The organism is Streptococcus mitis SK575 (assembly GCF_000257865.1).
GTDB classification, from domain to species: domain Bacteria; phylum Bacillota; class Bacilli; order Lactobacillales; family Streptococcaceae; genus Streptococcus; species Streptococcus mitis_CQ.
Genome location: NZ_AICU01000012.1, coordinates 24,136 through 44,869, shown reverse-complemented (window position 1 = coordinate 44,869; position 20,734 = coordinate 24,136). Strand labels below are relative to the sequence as shown.

At 41.6% G+C, this 20,734-nt stretch carries 18 protein-coding genes, 1 tRNA gene and 1 pseudogene; all 20 read right to left on the bottom strand.

The features are described from left to right. A partial coding sequence (locus tag HMPREF1048_RS03910) for a hypothetical protein (RefSeq protein ID WP_000875260.1) occupies positions 1-207 on the bottom strand: 207 nt, incomplete at its 3' end. 33 nt (positions 208-240) lie between these two features. Continuing rightward, positions 241-1,530, bottom strand: a complete 1,290-nt coding sequence (ftsY, locus tag HMPREF1048_RS03905) for a signal recognition particle-docking protein FtsY (RefSeq protein ID WP_000522308.1) — start codon at positions 1,528-1,530, stop codon at positions 241-243. A gap of 3 nt (positions 1,531-1,533) precedes the next feature. After that, positions 1,534-2,352 carry a Cof-type HAD-IIB family hydrolase gene (locus tag HMPREF1048_RS03900; protein WP_000763444.1) on the bottom strand — a complete coding sequence of 273 codons (819 nt, stop codon included), beginning with the start codon at positions 2,350-2,352 and terminating at the stop codon, positions 1,534-1,536. Continuing rightward, complete coding sequence (locus tag HMPREF1048_RS03895; RefSeq protein ID WP_000153018.1) at positions 2,352-3,146, bottom strand: Cof-type HAD-IIB family hydrolase; 795 nt, start codon at positions 3,144-3,146, stop codon at positions 2,352-2,354. The genes HMPREF1048_RS03900 and HMPREF1048_RS03895 overlap by 1 nt, the downstream gene beginning before the upstream one ends. Continuing rightward, entirely contained in the window at positions 3,143-6,682 is a 3,540-nt protein-coding gene (smc, locus tag HMPREF1048_RS03890; protein ID WP_000280967.1) for a chromosome segregation protein SMC, read from the bottom strand. Before smc ends, HMPREF1048_RS03895 begins: the two co-directional genes overlap by 4 nt. Next, the gene (rnc, locus tag HMPREF1048_RS03885; RefSeq protein ID WP_000661484.1) at positions 6,673-7,371 is read right to left on the bottom strand and encodes a ribonuclease III; all 699 of its coding nucleotides are present in this window, start codon (positions 7,369-7,371) and stop codon (positions 6,673-6,675) included. The genes smc and rnc overlap by 10 nt, the downstream gene beginning before the upstream one ends. Before the next feature lie 182 nt (positions 7,372-7,553). Next, positions 7,554-7,625 (bottom strand) — tRNA-Arg (locus tag HMPREF1048_RS03880). Positions 7,626-7,691: 66 nt separating this feature from the next. Further along, positions 7,692-8,678 carry a GMP reductase gene (locus HMPREF1048_RS03875; RefSeq protein WP_000931164.1) on the bottom strand — a complete coding sequence of 329 codons (987 nt, stop codon included), beginning with the start codon at positions 8,676-8,678 and terminating at the stop codon, positions 7,692-7,694. 200 nt (positions 8,679-8,878) lie between these two features. Beyond that, a complete protein-coding gene (locus HMPREF1048_RS03870) occupies positions 8,879-9,658 on the bottom strand; it encodes an L-threonylcarbamoyladenylate synthase (protein WP_000160517.1) in 780 nt (259 codons plus the stop codon). Between the two features lie 27 nt (positions 9,659-9,685). Then, positions 9,686-10,268, bottom strand: a pseudogene (gene leuD, locus HMPREF1048_RS13400) (3-isopropylmalate dehydratase small subunit). A gap of 9 nt (positions 10,269-10,277) precedes the next feature. After that, a complete protein-coding gene (gene leuC, locus HMPREF1048_RS03860) occupies positions 10,278-11,660 on the bottom strand; it encodes a 3-isopropylmalate dehydratase large subunit (RefSeq protein ID WP_000907581.1) in 1,383 nt (460 codons plus the stop codon). Positions 11,661-11,663: 3 nt separating this feature from the next. Continuing rightward, complete coding sequence (locus HMPREF1048_RS03855) at positions 11,664-11,933, bottom strand: DUF1294 domain-containing protein (protein WP_000762450.1); 270 nt, start codon at positions 11,931-11,933, stop codon at positions 11,664-11,666. After that, positions 11,930-12,967 carry a 3-isopropylmalate dehydrogenase gene (leuB, locus tag HMPREF1048_RS03850; protein WP_000592049.1) on the bottom strand — a complete coding sequence of 346 codons (1,038 nt, stop codon included), beginning with the start codon at positions 12,965-12,967 and terminating at the stop codon, positions 11,930-11,932. Before leuB ends, HMPREF1048_RS03855 begins: the two co-directional genes overlap by 4 nt. 11 nt (positions 12,968-12,978) lie before the next feature. Then, complete coding sequence (locus tag HMPREF1048_RS03845; RefSeq protein ID WP_001261082.1) at positions 12,979-14,541, bottom strand: 2-isopropylmalate synthase; 1,563 nt, start codon at positions 14,539-14,541, stop codon at positions 12,979-12,981. A 313-nt stretch (positions 14,542-14,854) separates the two neighbouring features. Further along, positions 14,855-15,511 carry an MmcQ/YjbR family DNA-binding protein gene (locus HMPREF1048_RS03840; protein WP_000461579.1) on the bottom strand — a complete coding sequence of 219 codons (657 nt, stop codon included), beginning with the start codon at positions 15,509-15,511 and terminating at the stop codon, positions 14,855-14,857. Positions 15,512-15,554: 43 nt separating this feature from the next. Then, a complete protein-coding gene (locus HMPREF1048_RS03835; RefSeq protein WP_000638801.1) occupies positions 15,555-16,187 on the bottom strand; it encodes a copper homeostasis protein CutC in 633 nt (210 codons plus the stop codon). A 93-nt stretch (positions 16,188-16,280) separates the two neighbouring features. Further along, on the bottom strand, positions 16,281-16,640 hold the full coding sequence (locus HMPREF1048_RS03830; protein ID WP_001237214.1) for a YbaN family protein: 360 nt from the start codon (positions 16,638-16,640) through the stop codon (positions 16,281-16,283). Between the two features lie 256 nt (positions 16,641-16,896). Continuing rightward, positions 16,897-18,984 (bottom strand): type I DNA topoisomerase, encoded by a 2,088-nt coding sequence (gene topA, locus HMPREF1048_RS03820; RefSeq protein WP_000179655.1) that lies wholly within the window; start codon positions 18,982-18,984, stop codon positions 16,897-16,899. 117 nt (positions 18,985-19,101) lie between these two features. After that, the gene (gene dprA, locus HMPREF1048_RS03815) at positions 19,102-19,950 is read right to left on the bottom strand and encodes a DNA-processing protein DprA (protein ID WP_000705321.1); all 849 of its coding nucleotides are present in this window, start codon (positions 19,948-19,950) and stop codon (positions 19,102-19,104) included. A gap of 87 nt (positions 19,951-20,037) precedes the next feature. Further along, positions 20,038-20,727, bottom strand: a complete 690-nt coding sequence (locus HMPREF1048_RS03810; protein WP_000643974.1) for a sugar phosphate nucleotidyltransferase — start codon at positions 20,725-20,727, stop codon at positions 20,038-20,040. Between the last annotated feature and the right edge of the window lie 7 nt (positions 20,728-20,734).

Here is a 20,734-nt window from a genome sequence, read left to right as displayed (position 1 = left end):
TTCACCTGATCTCACTTCTGTCTTATCTGAAGTTAGAGATACAAATTCAGGTGGATCAACATCGACAGTAGTATTAATCAAATTTTCCGTTACACCCGAATAGTTATTATTCTCTTCAGCTTGAGCTTTTTCACATAAAGTTGCCCCACATATTAATAAACCTGTCAAGCTAACTTTGGTAATTTTATTCCAACTAATATATTTCATAAATACATCTCCACATTTTTAAAAATCAAAATATTAGATTAAGCCTTCCAAGAGACCCTTCATAAAGTTTTCTGAGTTAAATTCTCCAATATCATCGATTTTTTCACCAAAACCAATCAATTTTACAGGAATATGGAGTTCTTCACGGATGGCTAGAACAACACCACCTCGAGCAGTTCCATCAATCTTAGTCAAGACAATTCCTGTTAAAGGAGTGATTTTTGAAAATTCTTTGGCCTGTACCAAGGCATTCTGACCTGTTGATGCATCAAGTGCCAAGAAGGTTTCATGAGGGGCTTCTGGCACAACACGTTTGATGATACGGCCAATCTTTTCCAACTCAGCCATGAGGTTGTCCTTGTTTTGCAAACGACCAGCAGTATCAATCATGAGAATATCGATACCTTCAGCCACGGCACGTTCCATGCCATCATAGACTACACTGGCTGGGTCAGCTTTTTCAGGTCCCGTCACAACTGGAACATCCACACGACGGCCCCATTCAGCAAGCTGGGCTACTGCCCCCGCACGGAAGGTATCTGCCGCAACCAGCATGACCTTCTTGCCTTCTTCTTTGTAGCGGTGAGCTAGTTTTCCGATAGAAGTTGTTTTCCCAACACCATTCACACCAACAAAGAGCATGACTGTCAAGCCATCTTGGAAGTGGATACGTTCATCGTAATTGCCATCCTTTTCATAAAGCTCAACCAATTTCTCAATGATGACACGGCGAAGTGCATCAGGTTTCTTGGCGTTTTCAAGCTTGGCTTCGTAGCGTAGTTCCTCAATTAAATTAGAAGCGACCTGTACACCAACGTCACTCATGATGAGCAGTTCTTCCAGTTCCTCGAAAAATTCTTCGTCAACAGAACGGAAATTAGCAAAGAAAGCGTTCAAGCGAGCTCCGAAGCCTGTACGAGTTTTCTTAAGACTGCGGTCATATTTTTCCTGAACAGTTTCTTCTGCTTGAGTCATTTCTGGTTCAAGCACTTCAGAACTATTTTCTTCTACAGTCTCTAGAAGCTCAGTCTTCTCTTCCTCTGTGACTTCTTCTGAGTTTGGTAATACTTCGACTTCTTCTTGATGAACCTCTACAGCTGGCTCTGAATCCTGACTTTCTTCAACTGTATCTTGATTTTCCTCTTCTTGGAGCGCAACTTCTTCAGAACTTTCAATTGCTGCTTCTTCTTGAGGAACTTCCTCAACTTCTGTAAGAGCAGGCTCCGTATCTTCAGACAAATCAAGATTTTCCAGAGCTTCTTTTACAACTTCTTCGATTTTAGGTTCTTCTTTTTTTCCGAATAGACGGTCAAATAATCCCATATCTTAGTTCTCCTTTAGCACATATTCTTCGATAGCCCAGGCGACAGCTTCCTCATCATTGGTCATTGGAGTCACCACATTTGCGACTGCCTTGACTTCAGGAACAGCGTTTTGCATGGCAACACCGAGTCCTGCCCACTCAATCATAGAAAGGTCATTGGCCTCGTCACCACATGCCATCACTTGACTTTGGTCAATTCCAAGATGGCTGATTAGTTTTGCTAAACCTGTTGCTTTATGAACATTCTTTGGTGACCATTCTAGCAACATTTCACGTGATTTAAAGATTTCATATTGGTCAAACAATTCTGGAGAAATCTTCTGAATGGCTGCATCCAAGGGTTCTTGAGCAAAGGCAGTCACGCATTTATTGTAGGTCATTTGACTAGACAAGTCTTCAAAGTCCACTGGAACAAAAGTCAAAGCTGGATTAAATTTGGCATAAAGACTTTCTTGGTCGGATTGAATTTGATAAACAGTTCCTTCTGAGATGGCATCAAGAGGCAGTGATAATTTCTCTGTTTCTTCATACAAGCGTGCCACATCATCATATGAAAAGACTGTTTTATCAAGGATTTCACCTGTATTTTTCTGAACCAAACCACCATTAAAAGTAATCGTATACTCATCTTCTTGACCGTCAGTCCCTAGCTCATGGAGAAAGAAATCCATAGCTTTTAAGGGACGACCAGTTGTCAAAACGACCTTGATACCACGATCACGCGCAGCTTTCAAGGTTGCCTTGGTACGATCCGTCAGCCTTTTATCAGTAGTCAGCAAGGTCCCGTCCAAGTCCAATGCAATCAATTTTATATCTGCCATTATAAACCCTCCATATAAGCTATAACCGACTGGTCCTTATGGTGACCAATCACAGTTTCTGCTAATTCTAAAATTTCTGGTCGTGCATTCTCAGGAGCTACAGGATGTCCCACAACCTGCATCATGTGTAAGTCATTAAGATTGTCTCCAAAAGCCATAACCTGATCCATTGTGATGCCAAGTTTTTTAGCTAATTCAACAATAGCCACACCCTTATCGACATAGTCCAGAACAATATCAATAGATTCAAAGCCAGTTGTCATGGCCTTAACACCAGGAACATGTTCATTGACCCAAGCTTCTCCAGCTTCTAGCGTTTCTTCTGTGAAGTTGGTTGTAAATTTGAAAATGTCATCTGTGATAGCTTCCAAATTCGCTACTTTTTGAATATTTTCATTATAGTGCTGACTCACTTTTAAATAGGTCTCATCAACCGTATCTAGAACATAAGCTCCCTTTTTTCCCGTCAAGAGCAGTTTATTGATATCTACATAAGGTGACGTTTTCAGCTTTTCAAAAGTTGCCAGATAAAAGTCACGAGACATAGTCGCTTCATACAAGTCTTGACCTTGATATTCGACCAAACTGCCATTTTCCGCGATGAAAATAATGTCATCACGAACATCAGCAAATAATTTTTCTAGAGATAAAAATCCGCGCCCCGAAGCCACCGCAAAGTAAATCCCTTTTTCCTTGTAGGAAGCCAAGAGAGACTTGAGGCGATCCATATCAAAGCGTCCGTTTCCATCTAGAAAAGTTCCGTCCATATCCGTTGCTACTAGTTTAATTGTCATCCTTCAATACTTTCTAAATCTTTTAACTTAACTGAAACAATTTTTGAGACACCTGACTCTTGCATGGTCACTCCATAGATGGAATCAGCCGCTGCCATGGTTCCTTTACGGTGGGTTACAACGATGAACTGGCTGTCCTTGTCAAATCGATTGAGGTAATCCCCAAAACGCTTAACATTAGCTTCATCCAGTGCAGCCTCTACCTCATCCAAGATAACAAACGGGATAGTCTTAACTCGAATGATAGAGAAGAGCAAAGCAAGAGCTGATAAGGCTTTTTCACCACCACTCATGAGGTTAAGCGACTGAATTTTCTTACCTGGTGGTTGGACTGAAATCTCAACCCCAGCTGTCAGCAAGTCTCCCTCAGTCAAAATCAGGTCTGCTTGACCTCCACCAAACATCTGCTTGAAGGTCACTTTAAAGGATTCACGAATAGCTTCAAAGGTTGATTTAAAGCGTTCCTTGACCTCATCATTCATCTCTGTAATGGTTTCAAGCAGCAAGTTTTTAGCTGATAAAATGTCATCACGTTGGCTATTTAGGAAATCCAGACGGTTGTAGACTTCTTCATACTGTTCAATAGCTTCCAAATTGACAGGACCCAGTGAGCGAATAGCCTTCTCTAAATCTTTAACCTCTTGCTCCGCCAGATTGAGATTTTCCAACTCATGAGACTTTTCTAAAGCTTCTGTATAGCTAATCTGATACTGGTCTGTTAATTGACTTTGTAGATGGCGCAAGCGCTCGCTGACCTTTTCTTTCTTGGCTTCAGCACGAGTTTGCTTGCGAATCCACTCTTCATTCTGCTGGCGAGCCTGATCCAAATGACTAGCAATATCATCCAGTTGACCCTCGATATCATCCAACTCAAACTGCTTACGAATCAAACCTTGTTGGAGATTTATTTTCTGCATTTTGGCTTCTTCCGCCTGTTGACTGAGCAATTCTGTATCAACTTTCTCAAGATTGTCAACCTTTTCTTGAAGAAGGCGCTGGATTTCCTCTTGTTCGATATCTAAATTGTCCAATTCTTTGCCTAAACGCTCAATATCAGCTACTTCATAACGTTTTTGCCCTTGCAGTTCTGTCTTAAGCAGGCGAGCTTGCGCTACCTCTTCCTGCAAGTTTTGATAGCGTTCTTGAATGGCATTTTTGTTAGACTTAATCTCTTCAATCTCAGCTTCCAGATTTTGCTTGTCACTGGCAATAGTAGCAAGGCGTTCTTGGCATTTTTCCTTATCTGCTTGCCAATCTCCTTCAGAAAGACGATCTAATTCCTCTTCTTGGAGTTTCCAAAGAGTTTCTAATTCTTCGACTTGCTGACTGGTCTGCTGATAAGCGAGGAACAAGCCTTTCTCCTGAATACGAGCCTGCTCTCCTTGAGATTTGATAGCTTCTAATGATTCGGTCAATCTAGCCATCTCATCTTGCAAGGTCTTCAAAGTCGCCTCTTCTGAACGAAGACTTGCTTCTTCTTCAGCAATTTCTTTTTGTAATTGCTCCAGTTCTGGCTTGATGAAAATGCTGTTATTCTGGCGATTGGCTCCACCTGCATAGGAACCACCTGTGCGCAACTCTGTCCCATCTAAAGTCACCATACGAACCTGGTAACGAACTTGGCGAGCTGCTGCACGCGCATGTTCTACGGTATCAAAGATGGCCGTCGTAGCTAGCAAGTTCTTGAAAATAGCTTCCAGTCTAGTATCGAAAGTAACTAACTCATCTGCCATGCCCAGAAATCCTGAACTTGCAGCGATCGCATCTTGGTTCTGACTAGAAATCGTACGCGCCTTGATAGTCGTCAATGGAAGAAAGGTCGCACGACCGGCTCTGTTGCGTTTGAGGAAATCAATCGCCTTGGTTGCCGACTCTTCATCTTCTACGATGATATGCTGACTGCTGGCGCCAAGCGCAATCTCTAGAGCAGTTTGATAATGCACATCAAAAGTCAGGTGCTCACTGACTGCACCAATAATTCCGCCAAGATGGTCTTTTTCTTGAAGAACACTCTTAACACCTGCATAAAAGTTACTGTGATTTCTCAGGATGTTTTCCAAACTTTGAGCTCTAGCCTGCTTGTTTTTAAGACTGTCCAGACGGTCAAAGAGTTGACTTTGTTGAGCTTGATAGGAAGATTTTTGCTCCTCTTGTTCCTTAGCACAGACTTGATAGTCTGCTAATAATTTCTGAACCTGCTCCTTGGCAGTTTCAAGCTCTTCTTTTTGCTGACTAGCCTTCTCTTTAGCTGTAGCCAGCTGTTCTTTCAGTTTTTGTAGTTGATCTGCTTGTTTTTGAGAAAGCTGACGGCTATTTTCCAACTCATTCTCAATACGAGTCAGTTGGTTTGAGACATCTGCTTCTTCCTGTAAAAGAGCTACAAAGCGTTCACGTAAAAGCTCAATCATCTGATCAGGATCATCTGAAAAAGCCAGTAATTCAGCTTCTAAACGATTGAGTTTTTGATTATTTTGGACTAGATTTTCCTCTAAAAGTGCCAAAGAGCTTTCCTTATCAGATTTTTCTTTGCTGAGTGATTTTCTCTTATCTTCCAAAGCAGCCAAACGAGCTTGTGCTTCCTGTTGATTGTGAGCTACTTGCTCAGATTCTAATTTCGATAGGGCTAATTTTCTCTCTAAATCACTAATCAGACTAGTCAAGTCCATCAAACTGCCCTGGTCTTTAGCCATTTCAGCCTGTAAATCTTGGCGTTGCTTTTTAAGAGTTTGATTTTCTTCTTCTAATTTTTCACGATTTTGATAGTAGCTCGTCAAAAGTTCCTGAACCTGAGCCAACTCTTCTTCTGTCGAATCTAGTTCAGCCTTATTTTCCTTGATTTGAGCAACCAGCACGTCTAAATAAATAGCCTTGCGTTGACCTTCCAAATCCAGAAACTTACGAGCATTTTCAGCTTGCTTCTCAAGAGGCTTGATTTGATTATCCAACTCGTAGATAATGTCCTCTAAGCGGTCTAAATTATCCTGAGTTTGCTGCAGTTTGCTCTCTGTCTCTTTTCTACGAGTCTTGTATTTCAAAACTCCTGCAGCTTCTTCAAAAATGGCACGGCGTTCCTCAGGCTTAGAATTAAAAATCTCCTCAACCTTCCCTTGAGAAATAATTGAGAAGGAATCGCGTCCCAAACCTGTATCCAAGAAAAGGTCATGAATATCACGCAGACGGACTTTCTTACCATCAATCTTGTATTCGCTATCTCCGCTACGATAGATATGGCGTTCTACCCTGATTTCTTGACCTGCATCCTTGATAAATCCATCATTATTATCCAGAGTCACAACTACAGAAGCATAATTGAGCGGTTTGCGACTTTCTGTTCCAGCAAAGATGACATCTGGCATCTTGCCTCCACGGAGACTTTTAACACTTGACTCCCCCAAGGCCCAACGCAGACTTTCTGTAATATTCGACTTTCCAGATCCATTGGGTCCAACGACTGCCGTCACACCTTGATCAAAGACGACCTTAGTCTTGTCAGCAAAAGACTTGAATCCCTGAATTTCGATTTCCTTTAAATACATGAATCCAGCCCTTTCTCAACGGCATTTTTGGCAGCTTCCTGCTCTGCTAATTTCTTAGAACGACCTTGACCTTGACCAATGCTCTTACCTTCGACAAGAACTTCTACATCAAAGACCTTATCGTGGGCAGGACCCGTTTCAGAAATCACCTGATAACGGATAGCCACATCTCCATTGACCTGAAGTAACTCTTGTAGATGGGTTTTGTAGTCTGTAATCATTTCAAATTCGCCTGTTTCAACCTTAGGAATCATGACTTTGTAGATAAATTCCTTGACCTTGGCCACATCCTTGTCCAAAAGGAGGGCACCAAGAAAGGCTTCAAAGGCATCACCAAGAATGGTATCACGATTGCGCCCACCAGACTTTTCTTCCCCCTTACCCAGCTTGATAAACTGATCAAACTGGCAATCACGCGCAAAACCAGCCAAACTCTCCTCGCGAACAATCATGGCACGGAGTTTGGACAAATCACCCTCAGGCTTTTTAGGATATTTTTTATACAGATATTCTGAAATCAATAACTGTAGAACAGCGTCTCCTAAAAATTCCAAGCGTTCATTGTGTGAAATTTTTAAGAGGCGGTGCTCATTGGCATAACTCGTATGAGTAAAGGCAGTCTCCAGTAAATTTTTGTCTGCAAATTCGATTGCAAAATGGTTCTTTAGTACAGTTTGTAATTCTTTCATACCAACCTCTTTCTAACTGATAACAGTCCTTTTTATTATATCAAAAAAAGCCCCCTGAGTCACTTTAAAACGGGACTGGAGAGCATTTAGGAATTCTTTAAAAAGAGATTTTCAGTTTTAAGGGCCAATTTAGGGCTGTGTAAACAAAAAGCCCTATTAAAGGCTTTTTTAGGATGTTTACATCCACCCTGAGGGAATCGAACCCCCATCTCAAGAACCGGAATCTTACGTGATATCCATTACACTAAGGGTGGAAACTTGTTTTATTATAACAGAAATTTGCTCTAATAACAAGTTTTTTTCTAGACGGATAGCCCGTCTTAGTGGGAAGCATCCCCATTCCAGATAGAGTTTTTCACGATCACATAATCAACGTGTTTAAGGTCAGCAACCTGACGTCCACCTGCATAAGAAATAGCACTTTGAAGGTCTTGTTCCATCTCAGTTAAAGTATCTTGTAAATGACCTTTGGCAGGAAGCAAGATACGTTTGCCCTCCACATTTTTGTAAGCACCTTTTTGATATTGTGAGGCTGAACCGTAGTATTCTTTGAACTGTTCGCCATCGACTTCAATCGTTTTCCCTGGACTTTCTATGTGTCCTGCAAAGAGGGAACCAATCATGACCATGCTAGCACCGAAGCGGATAGACTTGGCAATATCACCGTGAGTACGAATTCCTCCATCAGCAATAATCGGTTTACGTGCAGCCTTGGCACACCAGCGAAGGGCTGCCAACTGCCAACCACCTGTACCAAAACCTGTCTTGACCTTGGTGATACAAACCTTACCAGGACCGATTCCAACCTTAGTAGCATCCGCACCAGCATTTTCCAATTCACGAACGGCTTCTGGTGTTCCCACATTTCCAGCAATGACAAAAGTATCTGGCAATTCTTTCTTGATGTGTTGAATCATAGAAATCACACTATCTGCATGACCATGAGCGATATCAATCGTGATGTACTCAGGAGCATCAGCCTTGAGCTGGCTAACAAAATCATACTCATAATCCTTAACACCGACAGAGATAGAAGCAATGAGCCCTTGATCGTGCATGCGTTTAATAAAAGGAATACGTCCTGCCTCATCAAAACGATGCATAATGTAGAAGTAACCACCTTTAGCCAGTTGCTCTGCTACATTTTCATCCAAAATCGTCTGCATGTTAGCTGGCACAACAGGTAGTTTAAAAGTGTGATTTCCTAGAGTGACACTTGTATCCGCTTCTGCACGGCTTTTAATCACACATTTATTTGGAATCAATTGAATATCTTCGTAATCAAAAATTGGAAATTCATTTAACATATCGATGTCTCGTTTCTTTTGTAATGACCTACCTATGCTCTCGCATCACTACGCCTTTTCCGACGTTTCCTTAATTAATTATAAATCAAAGTACAGTTTTTGTCAAATAATTTTATAATTTAAAATATATCGTTCGGATTTTATTGTATAAATAACAATAAAAAGAGGAGAGATTATTTTCTCCCCACTTCCTCTACATTCTAATAATACTCTCCCTGACGGTAGTCCCATGAGTTAAAGGTGTCTGACAGGTGCATCATAATCTTATCAATGTCAAGCCCTTTGCGAATCACAACTGGAGCTGGTGAAGTTGAACGTGCTCCTCCTTGTTCCGGGATGAGTTTGCCGTCTTTATCGACCATAGAGACCATCACACCTTGCTCGTAGCGTGTTTCAATCGTTTTGTCAGGCTGGATTGATGCCACATAGTCGTCTGCCTCGATAACAAGGTCAACTGCTCCTTCGATGCGTTCTCCGATACCTTCTACCTTACCACGGTTTCCTTTTCCAGATGGATTTGCAGATGAGGCGTAAACCATCTTTCCTTCTTCCCAAAGTTTTGCAGCCAATTGTTCACCAGCTTTCCCAAATTTGATAACGAAACAGCTAGTACCACGCACGTCCGTCATAAGTTCTTCACGGCCATCCCCATACGCTTTGAGTTTTTCAAAGGCTTCTGGTTTCCATGGAAGGATACAACCAAGAAGAATGTCTTCGTCCCAATGTTTTTGGTAAAAGGCTTCAATTTCTGGGTTGAGTTGTGCTAAAGCGCGAAGCTCATCCATGCTACCGCAGAGAACAACACCTGGTTTGTTACGGTTACGCTCTTTAGCTGCGAACTTACGCTCAAGTCCTGCCTTATCGCTAGTCATGATGATATAACCAACTTTAGTAGGGCAAACGATACATCCGCCCTCACCTTTTAAAATCTCATAGCCTTCTTGTGAAAGTGTTCCGTTCCATTGAATGTGTTTTGTCATAGTTCTATTTCCTTTTCTATTTTTCTTCTAATCCTGCCAGTAGGCTGGTCGTTGTTTTTCATAAGCAGCAATCAAATCTTCATACTGCAAGGTAATACCGATATCATCCAAACCATTTAAGAGCTTGTGTTTCCACTCGCTATCAATTTCAAAAGTGAATTCTCCAACTGGTGAGATGATTTTTTGTTGTTCCAAGTCCACAGTTACCTGGTCACTTGGTTGTAGCTGAGCTAGTTTCTCTCGAACCTCTCTGGGCTGTACAATAGGCAACATGCCATTATTAAGTTCATTATTGTAATGAATATCACCAAAAGATCCTGCAATTACGACCTTAAAACCATAGTCCGCTAGAGCCCTCTCTGGACGATCCTGCGCCAAAGTTATCCCCTGATATGAGAATACTGGCTTTGCGATATTCAGGTCGGTTAAAGACAAAGTCTGGGTCCTCAGTATATTTGTCATCCAGATAACGCCAAGCATACATGAGGTACTTACCAAAACCTTTTTTATCAATTAACTTGAGAAACTGCTTGGGTAGGATTTGGTCAGTGTCGATGTTATCATTCATGAGAGGAACGGTCGTTCCCGTATAAACTGTAAATTTCTCCATATCCTCTCCTTACTGGGCTTCTGGCATTTGTCGAACATCTACAAAGCGCCCTGCAATAGCTGCTGCTGCTGCCATGGCTGGACTGCAGAGGTGGGTTTTAGCACCAAATCCCTGTCTGTCTTCAAAGTTGCGGTTGCTTGTTGAGGCGCAGTGGACACCATCAGGGACCTTGTCTGGATTCATCCCTAGGCACATAGAACAACCTGGGTCTCTCCACTCAAAACCAGCATCTAGGAAAACCTTGTCCAAGCCCAACTTCTCAGCAGCTCGTTTGACAGGACGAGAGCCTGGAACTACGATAGCTGTTAAATTAGGAGCTATTTTCTTCCCTTCAACAAATCGCGCAGCCAGTTGCAAGTCGCTGAGACGAGCATTTGTACAAGAGCCGATAAAGATATAACCTAGTTCAATATCAGCTGGCTTTTGACCTGGTTCCAAATCCATATAATTGTAGGCTCGTTCATCATTCATATCCTTAATTTCTGGGAAACTACTGTCAAAGTCAACACCCATAGCAGGGTTGGTTCCCCAGGTCACCATAGGAGCCAAGTCTGAGACATCCATCTGGATAACCTTATCATAAACGGCATCCTCATCACTGACAATTGTTTTCCAATCCGCCACAGCCTCTTCAAAGTCCTCTGGAACACATTCTCGTCCCTTAAGATAGTCATAGGTGGTTTGGTCCGGATTCATAATCCCCATCTTAGAACCAAACTCGATGGACATATTGCAGATAGTCATTCGCTCTTCCATGCTCAGTGCATCAATCGCTTGTCCCCGATATTCCACCACATAGCCAACACCACAGGCAACGCCGTACTTGGCAATCAAGGCTAGAATGAAATCCTTAGAATAAACTCCTTTTTGAGGAACACCAGTGAATTCTACCAGCATTTTCTTGGGTTTGACCTGCCAGAGAGTCTGTGTCGCGAAGACATGTTCGACCTCACTGGTCCCAATTCCAAAAGCGATCGCTCCGAAAGCCCCGTGGGTTGCTGTGTGGCTATCTCCACAGACGATGAATTTTCCTGGTTGCGTCCTTCCTGTTTCTGGACCAACCATATGAACGATCCCCTGTTTTTCAGAACCGTGGGCAGCATGTTCGATCCCAAACTCCTCAACATTTTCAGCCAGCTTATCAATTTGAGCCTTAGAAATCACATCTCGAATATCGTAGATATTGACTGTCGGGACATTGTGGTCAAAGGTTCCAAATGTCAATTCTGGTCGTCTCAATCTACGACCTGCGTCTCGTAATCCTTGAAAAGCCTGAGGGCTGGTCACTTCATGAATATAGTGCTGATCCACATACATGAGTTGGGGCTGCCCCTCTTCTCCTGTGATGACATGACGGTCCCATAATTTATCAAAAATCGATTTTCCTGCCATCCATTACCTCCAAATAAAATATAAGGCTACTAGTGTGGACACCATTCCGAGAAACCAAACTGTTTTAAAATACCATTTTCGAGTCTTGTGGTGAAAGATGATTCCTGCCAAACAGGCACCAAAACTACCACAAGTAAAGGCTAAAATAAGTAAGATTTTCTCTGGGATGCGCCAAACTCTTCTCCTTGCCTTAGATTTGTCAATGCCATAAATCAAGAAAACCATGACATTCCAAATCAAAAGGACTAGAGTAATTCTTTCGTCTAACTTCATAACCTTGCAATAATAGCTTCTGTCATTTCCTTAGTCGAAGCCTGTCCACCTATATCTCTTGTTAAAATGCCAGCCGCTAAACTAGCTTCAACAGCACGCTCAATACGCTCTGCATCCTCATAACGACCAAAACTATCTCTCAACATCATGGCCACTGATAAAATCATGGAGATAGGATTTGCAATGCCTTGACCAGCAATATCAGGTGCTGAACCGTGAATAGGTTCATAGAGACTTGGTCCATTTTCAGAATGACTGGCTGATGGCATAACTCCAAGTGTGCCAGATAGAACGCTTGATTCATCCGAGAGAATATCTCCGAAAAGATTCTCCGTTACAATAACATCAAACTTGGCAGGATTGGTAATCATAAGCATGGCAGCTGAGTCCACTAACTGGTGTTCCAAGGTCACATCTGGAAAATCATGCGCGACTTCCTCAGCTACTTTCCGCCAAAGTTTTGATGTTGCCAACACATTTTGCTTATCAATGCTGGTAACGATTTTTCTGCGATTTCTTGCAATTTCAAAGGCTTTGCGAATAATCCGCTCCACTTCCTCATAGCTATAGTCGTTGATATCACGCGCTTTTCGCTCTTCAAGAATATGATCTCCAAAGTAAATCCCACCTGTCAACTCCCGCACCACGACAAAGTCAACCCCAGCAATTCGTTCTGATTTTAGTGGTGACAAATGCTTGAGACTCTCAAAAATCTTAACAGGGCGAATATTAGCATAGAGATTGAGTTCCTTACGTAGAGCCAGCAGTCCTTGTTCAGGCCGAACCGCTGCTCCATCATACTGAGGACTCCCGATAGCCGCTAGGAGAATGGCATCTGCTTCTCTACTTGCCTTGAGGGTTTCAGCAGGTAAGGGATGCCCTGCAGCATCAATACCTGCACCTCCAAAAGGTCGTTTGTCTATTTCATAGACAAAGCCTGTTTTTTTAGCTAGAGCCTCCAGGACCTCTAAACCAGCCTCCATGATTTCTGGTCCAATTCCGTCCCCTGCTAGAGCTACTATTTTCTTTATCATAGCCTTCTCCTTTACACACTAGGCATATCGCGGTAAGAAACACTGCGTCCCATCTCACCAGCATTCTCTTTTTGAACAAAGGTATTGGCATTGATGTAGGCAATAGCCGAAGCCTTCAACACATCGAAATCAAGACCCGCTGCATTAAAGATGGTTTCTGTATCTCTGTTTTCAACAGTGACCAAGACCCGAGCTTGGGCATCAATTCCATCTGTCACCGCATCAATGGTATAGGACACCAAACGGACAGATTGATTAAAGAACTTGTCGATAGCGTTGAAGATAGCCTCAACAGAACCTTGCCCTGTCGCATTAAATTCGACCTTCTCACCATCCATATTAGCTAGGCTAACGAGTGCTTCAATGTCATTATCTGCATGGGTTTGCAGTTGTAAATCATCAAAGTGGAAGCCTTCTGGGTTTTCAACCATAGTTCCAGCGACCAGCGCTCGAATATCTGCATCTGTGATTTCTTGTTTCTTATCGGCCAATGCCTTGAACTTAGCAAAGAGTGGTTTGATGTCCTCTTCTGTAAAGTCTAGGGCCAGTTCTCTTAGTTTCTCAACAAAGGCATGGCGACCAGACAATTTTCCAAGCGGAAGACTATTACTCTTAACACCGACTAATTCAGGAGTGATGATTTCATAGGTAAGAGGATTTTTAAGGACTCCGTCTTGGTGAATACCAGATTCGTGAGAAAAGGCATTGCCACCGACCACAGCCTTGTTTTTAGGAACTGGAATACCTGAGAAGCGAGAAACCATTTCTGACGTATTGATGGTTTCATTTAAAACAATACTAGTTTCTGCTTGATAGTAATCTTGGCGAATATTGAGGGCCACTGCTATTTCTTCCAAAGCAGCATTTCCAGCTCGCTCCCCAATACCGTTGATAGTCCCTTCGACACGTCCTGCACCATTCTTGACAGCAGCAAGGCTATTAGCTACTGCCATTCCGAGGTCATCATGACAGTGTGGTGAATAGATAATCTGACGATCTGTCTTGACATTCTCAATCAAGTGTTTGAAGATAGCTCCATATTCCTCTGGTGTGGTAAATCCTACCGTATCAGGAATATTGATATAAGACGCCCCTGCATCGACCGCTGTTTGAACGACTTGTAAGAGGAAATCCAACTCCGTTCTGGTCGCATCCTCAGGAGAGAATTCGACAATCTCAAACTTAGAACGGGCATAAGAAACATGCTCCTTAATAGCTTCTAGAATCTCTTCCTTGCTCTTATTGAGCTTATACTTACGATGAATCGGACTGGTAGCGATAAAGATGTGAACCTGTGGATACTTGGCATCCTTGAGGGCCTCGTAACAAGCATCAATATCAGACTTGACAGAGCGTGCCAAACCAGTCACCGCTGTTTTCTTCAAGACCTTAGCAATCTCCTGCACTGCCGTAAATGAGTCTGGGCTAGCCGCTGGAAAACCAGCTTCGATGGCTGAAATACCCCATTTCTCCAGCTGTCTTGCTATGGCAATTTTTTCCTTTATTGAAAAATTAACACCTGGTGTCTGCTCTCCATCCCGAAGGCTGGTATCTAGAAATTCAACTGTTCTCATAAGATTTCCCCTTTTCCAAATATGGTTTTAAAAAAACATCTCGCTTAGAAATCCAAGCGAGATGTTGATTCACTCCCGCTTGGTAAGCCAAACAGGACTAATGCTTTTTGCACTAGCCCGAGTACCTCAACAACAAAGCAAATTGATTAAACTTAGCTGTTTTCATGTTTGACTTTCTCCTTCGTTTGATATCTTGTTTAGTATTTTAGCATAGACAAAACTACTTGTCAAGAAAAAATCAAATATTTTCTGAAAATTTCTTCAGTATAGAATATTTAGCTAATTGAAAATTATTGAAAATACTTGAAATTTTTCATTTTTTAGAAGTAAAATTCCAACTTTTTTCTATCAATTCCAGTACCATTTCATCTGACAAAGTATCATCAAGCGCCACACTAATCCAGTAACGTTTATTCATATGAAAAGCTGGATAAATGCCCTTTTGTGAAAGTAGATCCACTACTTGATAATGTTTGAGGTTGACTGCTTCGACTAAACCTTCTCTACCCTTTTCCAGCCTATCCCAAGGTATTCTCATCAAAACAGCATACCATTTTTTATTGCCTTCATGTCTTAACACTGCCGTATCAGGTGATTTTTCCCATAGATACTCCAACTGATTGCCATACTTTTCCTGAATCTGAGCCATGATACGCTTAGTTTGAGGACAGATAAAATCCTGTACCTCAAAACAAGCCTTTCGAATCTGGTAAAGAATCTCCAGACAAGCCTCACGGACACTTCCTACAAAACTTCCCCTCATGCTTTCCATATGAACTTGAGGATAGAGATCACCAGTTTCCTGGTCAAAGACCTGAAAACTCACATTATCAGCAGTGATGGAGACTGTCATGATAAAGTCACCCTGCAAAATCTGGCAACTATAGGTCCACACTCCCGCATTTTTTACAAAACCATAAGCATGAGCCTTTTCTTGATTAAACTGATAGGATTTAAAAATTTCAAACATAAGTGAAAACTGCTACCAAAAGCTAGCAGTTCCTTTCTATTTTTTAAAAGACAACCTTAGTACCATGCAATTGTGCTACACCCAGCTGGTCGATAAAGGTTTGACGGTTGTCAAGGTCAATCCCCCCACCTGGTAGAATTTCAATCTTACCTTTAGCATATTCCAAAATTCTGTGATAATGGGCGAAACGTTTCTCTAAAGAGTCACTAGACACACCTGCACGAGTCAGGATACGGGTGACACTAGCTTGACTGAGCCAGTCAATAGCTTCCAACTGGTCTTCGTCACTCAATTCATCAAAGGCCATGTGGAAGACAATTTCCATTCCTTTTGATGCAGCAATTAGCTTCTCCAGATTAGCTTTATTCAACTTTTTATCAGCAGTTAAAGCACCAAATACAACCCCTTGACTTCCAGCCTGAGCAGTCAAACGAATATCTTCCAGCATGATAGCAATTTCCATATCATTATAAACAAAGTCGCCACCACGTGGACGAATCATGGTCATGATGGTCGTATCGTAGTTAGCTGCCAGTTCAACTGCTGCCTTGGTCACTCCATAGCTGGGTGTTGTCCCACCAACTGCAAGATTATCACAGAGTTCGATTCGACGAGCTCCAGCCTGCATCGCTTTTTCAAGTAAGGTCACATTTTCAGCACAAAATTCGTAAATCATTTAATTCTCCTTGAAGATTACTTTGAATTTATTATATCATATTGTTGTGAATTTGCTTTCATTTTTATCAAGGGAAATAGTTACAAATTTTACTTATTCTTTGTCTGGAATAACTTTAAAGAGATAATAGGTGATAAAGATGGTCAAGGCTCCCAGACCGATTTTGACTGGTAAGAGAGGGGCAAAATAAATGGAAATTCCCATCAATATGTAGATAGATACGATGATTTTTTTCTTTCGTTCACGCGCAATAGACTTTGTTTCTCGAAAATCAGCTACATATGCTTGATAGAGTTTGGTATGGTAAAGCCAATCTTCGAAGCGCTTGGAACTTCTTGAGAAACAAGCAATAGACAGTAAAAGGAAAGGCGTTGTGGGCAACAAGGGTAAAACAACCCCAACAATAGCCAAGGCCAGTGATAAAAAACCAATAATTAGATAGATAAGACGCATAACTTCTCCTTGTTAATACTCTTCGAAAATCTCTTCAAACCGCGTCAACGTCGCCTTGACGTAGGTATGGTTCCTGACTTCGTCAGTCTTATCTGCAACCTCAAAGCAGTGCTTTGAGCAATCTGCGGTTAGTTTCTAGTTTGCTATTTGATTTTCATTGAGTATAAAATAATCTTCTTCTAGTTTCGCATACAATGATGAATTTTGTCAAGTTCCAACCCAAAAGAGCCTGAAATTCACTTTCAGGACTCTCCTCTTATTTAATCTTTTCTTCTTCGTAGTCACCCTTGCTACAAACAACCTGCTTGCCACCACCACGGACTTTTTTCTCCATGAGGAAGTTGCCACATTTTGGACAGTCACGACCAACAGGCTTGTCCCAAGAGGTAAATTCACATTCTGGATAGCGATTGCAACCATAGAAGAGGCGATTACGTTTGGTTTTGCGTTCAATGATTTGTCCCTGATGACAACTTGGACACTCAACACCAATCTCTTTCACGATTGCTTGGGTATGACGGCAATCTGGGAAATTGCTACAAGCGTAGAACTTACCAAAACGACCAAGTTTAATGACCATTGGACTGCCACACACTTCACAGTCAAATCCAGCTGGTTCATCCTTGATTTGGATTTTTTCCATTTCTTCTTCAGCCTTGGCGACTTCTTTAGAGAATGGTTTGTAAAAGGCATCTATAACACGTTGCCACTGCTCTTTTCCGACTTCGACATCATCCAGTTTTCCTTCCATTTCAGCTGTGAAGGTCACGTTTACGATATCTGGGAAATATTCAACGATGAGCTTGTTAACAATTTCTCCCAACTCTGTTGGTTCAAAACGTTTGGCCGCAAGGCGAACATAGTAACGTTTCTGAATAGTTTCAATGGTCGGTGCGTAGGTTGACGGACGTCCAACCCCATTTTCTTCCAAGGTCTTGATAAGGGTCGCTTCAGAATAGCGAGCAGGCGGTTGAGTGAAATGTTGCTCTGGTTTGCTATTAATCTGCTTGACCACATCTCCAACAGCCATATCTGGTAACATCTTATTCTTGTCAGAATCATTGTAAATGGCAAGATAACCATCAAACTTAACCTGACTACCATTAGCAGCAAATTGAACCCCATTTTGAGACAATTTAACAGCCATGGTATCAAAGACAGCAGCTGTCATCTGACTCGCTACAAAACGATTCCAGATAAGAGTATAAAGCTTGAGCTGATCCTTGTCCAGATACTTAGCAATACTTTCAGGTGTATTAAAAACACTAGACGGGCGAATAGCCTCATGGGCATCCTGAGCTCCTGAAGCATTTTTGACCTTGCTACCATGCTTAGAATACTTGCTACCAAAACGGTCCGTAATGAAATTTGCTGCTTCGTTCTGCGCTACTGGACTGATACGAGTCGAATCGGTACGCATATAGGTAATCAAACCTTGAACACCAGAACCGATATTAATTCCTTCATAGAGCTGTTGGGCAACCATCATGGTTTTTCGAGTACGGAAATTGATTTTATTGGCAGCGTCCATCTGCATGGATGAAGTGGTATAGGGTAAAGGAGCATTGCGTTTGCGCTCTTTCTTATCTACCTGATCCACTGAAAAGTCTTTGCTAGTCAGACGAGACAAGACTTCCTTGACCTCATCATTACTAGTCAGTTTCAGCTTTTTACCATCCACTCCATAGAAGGAAGCCTGAAATTGCTTGGTTCCCTTTTTAAAGACAGCATCAATTGTCCAGTATTCTTCTGGCTGGAAGGCATTAATTTCATTCTCACGGTCAATGATGAGTTTAAGGGCAATGGACTGTACGCGCCCTGCTGATAAGCCCTTCTTGACCTTCTTCCACAAAATAGGCGAAATCGAATACCCTACCAAGCGGTCCAAGACACGGCGTGCCTGTTGGGCATCGACCAAGTCCATATCAATCTTGCGTGGCTCTTTGAAAGCATTTTTGACCGCATCCTTGGTGATTTCATTGAAGACCACACGGTTGGCATCATTTTCATCCAAGTTGAGAATATGGGCCAAATGCCAAGAAATCGCTTCTCCTTCACGGTCCGGGTCACTCGCCAGAAAGACTTTATTAGCTTTTTTAGCTTCTTTTTTCAAGTCATTGATAAGAGGACCTTTTCCTCGGATATTGATATATTGCGGTTCATAATTATTTTCAATATCGACGGACATACTGGATTTCTTCAAATCACGGATATGCCCGACACTGGCTAAAACCTTGTAGTTTCTGCCTAGATATTTTTCAATCGTCTTGGCCTTAGCAGGCGACTCCACGATTACTAGATTTTTTTTAACTGTTGATTTTTTCTTTTTTGTTGCCGTAGCCACAGTATCACACCTTTTCAAAGTAATAAACTTTATAAAGTGTAAACCATTTTGCCATAACTGTCAAGACTTAGCTCCTATATATAGAAGAAAAGTTGGTTTAGAAAGAGAAATTTTGTCTTAAAATTCAAATTCCGCAAGCACATCCTGCCCTCTGGTGACCAATTTTGCCCCTTCTTGAATCAAATGATGGCAACCGTCTGATAATCCATCTAAAATATTTCCAGGAATAGCAAAAACATCGCGTCCTTCTTCCATTGCCCTCTCACAGGTAATGAGACTACCTGAGCGCATCTTAGCCTCTGCTACTATCACACCTCGACAAAGTCCAGCAATGATGCGATTACGGGCAGGAAAATGAAATTTTAGAGGTTGTTCACCAGGTCCATATTCACTTAGAACCAGATGGTCATTGCCGATGTAGTCTTGCAAGCGTTTATTGGCTTTAGGATAAAACACATCCAGTCCTGTTCCAATCACTGCAATGGTTTTTCCGCCATTCTGAAGAGATGCCATATGCGCTGCTGTGTCAATGCCCTTGGCTAATCCACTGACAATAACCAGTTCATTTTCCAAGCCCTGAATGACTTTTTCAACTGACTTAGCGCCCTGTTTGCTACAAGCACGACTACCCACAACCGCTACCTTTGGAAATTTCAAGAGGTCAAGATTTCCCTTGTAAAATAAAAGTACAGGCGCATCATATATTTCACTCAAATCCCAGGGGTAACAGTCATCTAAAATAGAGAAAGATGGAAATTTTTGAAACTCCTTCTCCAAATGCGTATCGTCTATCTGAAAATAACGTTCCATAAAAACAGCTGGATTTCGGCAATCTGATATTTCTGCAATATCACCCAACAACAGTTCTTGATCGAAATTTTCACCATATTCTAGGACCTTCAAAACCTGTTGATTTGTCAAACCTGATTTTTTTAACTTATAGATTTCATAGTTTGTGATTTTCATAAATATCTCCATTTCTTTTTCTACTCATCTATTTATTCGTAAAAAATCAAAAAAACATCCGACTATTTTAGCCAGATGTTAGAATCTTTAATTTTCGTTTTTAAGAATTTCTTCTAATTTATGATAGTCTTGGACACTATCAATCTCATAGATGCTATTGCCTTCTAATTCTTCAACATAGACATCTAGCTCTTTGATATTATCCTTAACCATATTGTCCCAGTAGAGATCAACAAATTCGCCACTTGCATAAGCCTTGTCGATAAAGCTGACAATTTTTTCTGCTGTTGGAGCATCCCAGAAGGATACACCACTAAGGATGCGACCTGCCTTACTATCAACAGTAATGTCTTGAACCTTGTAGTCGTCTCCATAGACCAAGAACCATTCGTTGGTACAATCTTCACGATAGACACTAAAATAAGTCGAACGTGTCAAATCATTGCGGAACATATTTTTAAAGAGATAGTTGTCTGCATCAATAACATAGCTGTTAGCCAATTCTTCTTTTACAAGATAGAGAGAGTAAAAGTTATTGTAATCAGCGTATTTATCATTGAAAACGAGGCGAACACCATATTTTTCTTTTAAGTAATCGAATTGTTCTTTAAGGTAACCAACGATGATGATGATGTCATTGATTCCTTTTTCTTTGAGAAACTCAATTTGGTATTCAATCAAAGGTTTTTGATTAACCTGAACCAAGGCTTTAGGGGTATTTTCAGTCATAGGACGCAAGCGAGTTCCCAATCCCGCTGCTAAGATAATGGCTTTCACACAAATC

Coding starts and splice junctions, on each gene's coding strand:
- HMPREF1048_RS03875 (WP_000931164.1), bottom strand. CDS start 8,678: ATGTTAAATGAATTTCCAATTTTTGATTACGAAGATATTCAATTGATT.
- smc (WP_000280967.1), bottom strand. CDS start 6,682: ATGTATTTAAAGGAAATCGAAATTCAGGGATTCAAGTCTTTTGCTGAC.
- HMPREF1048_RS03855 (WP_000762450.1), bottom strand. CDS start 11,933: ATGAAGTTAGACGAAAGAATTACTCTAGTCCTTTTGATTTGGAATGTC.
- HMPREF1048_RS03900 (WP_000763444.1), bottom strand. CDS start 2,352: ATGGCAGATATAAAATTGATTGCATTGGACTTGGACGGGACCTTGCTG.
- HMPREF1048_RS03840 (WP_000461579.1), bottom strand. CDS start 15,511: ATGTTTGAAATTTTTAAATCCTATCAGTTTAATCAAGAAAAGGCTCAT.
- leuC (WP_000907581.1), bottom strand. CDS start 11,660: ATGGCAGGAAAATCGATTTTTGATAAATTATGGGACCGTCATGTCATC.
- HMPREF1048_RS03845 (WP_001261082.1), bottom strand. CDS start 14,541: ATGAGAACAGTTGAATTTCTAGATACCAGCCTTCGGGATGGAGAGCAG.
- HMPREF1048_RS03830 (WP_001237214.1), bottom strand. CDS start 16,640: ATGCGTCTTATCTATCTAATTATTGGTTTTTTATCACTGGCCTTGGCT.
- HMPREF1048_RS03895 (WP_000153018.1), bottom strand. CDS start 3,146: ATGACAATTAAACTAGTAGCAACGGATATGGACGGAACTTTTCTAGAT.
- HMPREF1048_RS03835 (WP_000638801.1), bottom strand. CDS start 16,187: ATGATTTACGAATTTTGTGCTGAAAATGTGACCTTACTTGAAAAAGCG.
- rnc (WP_000661484.1), bottom strand. CDS start 7,371: ATGAAAGAATTACAAACTGTACTAAAGAACCATTTTGCAATCGAATTT.
- HMPREF1048_RS03870 (WP_000160517.1), bottom strand. CDS start 9,658: ATGACAAAACACATTCAATGGAACGGAACACTTTCACAAGAAGGCTAT.
- dprA (WP_000705321.1), bottom strand. CDS start 19,950: ATGAAAATCACAAACTATGAAATCTATAAGTTAAAAAAATCAGGTTTG.
- leuB (WP_000592049.1), bottom strand. CDS start 12,967: ATGATAAAGAAAATAGTAGCTCTAGCAGGGGACGGAATTGGACCAGAA.
- ftsY (WP_000522308.1), bottom strand. CDS start 1,530: ATGGGATTATTTGACCGTCTATTCGGAAAAAAAGAAGAACCTAAAATC.